The 1,573-nt window shown below is 52.8% G+C and carries 1 protein-coding gene; it reads left to right on the top strand.

What is annotated here, in order from left to right:
* Positions 1 to 1,573, top strand: a 1,573-nt coding sequence (hrpA, locus tag EJP87_RS16070) for an ATP-dependent RNA helicase HrpA (protein WP_130472859.1), incomplete at both ends; no start/stop codon positions are given.

Consider the following 1,573-nt stretch of genomic DNA (forward strand, 5'->3'; position numbering starts at 1 on the left):
CTGGCACGCATCAGCCGCCACAGTGGGCGCACCCAAGTCCGACGGCTGCCGGTGGAAAAAATTTCGCAGGCCTCGGCGCGACAACGACAAGGACGCTGTGGTCGTCTGGCGGATGGTGTCTGCATTCGCCTTTATGCGCAAGAGGATTTTTTGCGGCGCGAGCCCTTTACCGATCCAGAAATTTTGCGCGTTTCCCTGGCCTCAGTGATTTTGCAGATGAAACATCTGCGCCTGGGAGAGGTGGAGAGCTTTCCCTTTGTGGATCCGCCGAGTCGAGGCGCCATCGCCGATGGCATGCGCCTGTTGGCGGAGTTGGGAGCCATCGATGAACGAGGCCAACTGACGGCATTGGGCAGTGAACTGGCGCAACTGCCGCTTGAACCACGTTTGGGACGGATATTACTGGCTGGAGAGCGCAACAACTGTTTGGCAGAGATGTTGATCATTGTGGCTGCCATGAGTCTGCCAGATCCCCGTGAATGGCCAATCGAACAGCGCGGCAAAGCCGAACAACTGCATAAACGCCATCAGGAGAGTAGTTCCGATTTTGTTGGTTTGTTGAATCTCTGGCAATTTATCGATAATGGCCGTACCGAAGCTGGTTCCAACAATCAATTTCGCAAATTTCTCAAAGAAAATTTTCTCTCCGCACTGCGCGTGCGCGAATGGCAGGCCATTCATGAGCAGTTGAGCCGGCTCTTGGAAGAACGAGAGATGCGCAGCAACCAGGTGCCAGCCAGCTTTCGTGAGATCCATCAGGCAATCCTCTCCGGCACCCTGGGCTTTATTGGCTTTAAGAGTGAGAGCCATGACTATATTGGGGTGCAGCAACAGCGTTTCAGCATCTCCCCTGGTTCGGCACTGTTCAAAAAATCACCAACCTGGATTGCCTCTGGCGAATTGCTGGAGACCAGTCGTCTGTTTGCCAGCTTATGCGCCAAAGTGGAACCTGAGTGGATTGAAGCGGTAGCGGGTCCGTTGTGTCGCAAACATCATCAGGATCCGCATTGGGAAAAAAAATCGGGATCTGTTTTGGTTTTTGAACGGGTAACGCTGTTTGGTTTGACCTTGGTTGCGCAACGCCGGGTTCAGTTTGGGCCGTTGGATGGCGTAAAAGCCAGAGAGATCTTTATTCAGAGCGCACTGGTCGAGGGGCAGATGCAGAGTTCGGCACCCTTTTTTGCCCATAATCAGGGATTAATCGCGGAAATTCATGAGCTGGAACATCGGTCGCGCCGTCGCGATTTGCTGGTCGAAGAGCAGGTGCTTTATGATTTTTATGAGCAGCAGATTCCCCCTTCGGTACACAACACTCATCTTTTTCATCAATGGTATTGGCAGGCAAAAAAACGCAAGCCTCGCCTGCTCTATTTTGACCGGCAGATGTTGTTGCGCCAGGAGGGAGATCTTATCAGTGGAGAGAGCTTTCCAGGACATTTGCGCATCCATGGTCTGGAACTTTCCTTGGAGTATCATTTTAATCCCGGAGCGGGTGAAGATGGAATCAGTGTCTTGATCCCCTTGCCTTTTCTCAACCAACTGACTCCCGCCCCCTTTGAGTGGCTGGTTCCTG

The sequence above is a fragment of the Candidatus Magnetaquicoccus inordinatus genome, from assembly GCF_004217665.1.
Taxonomy (GTDB): domain Bacteria; phylum Pseudomonadota; class Magnetococcia; order Magnetococcales; family Magnetaquicoccaceae; genus Magnetaquicoccus; species Magnetaquicoccus inordinatus.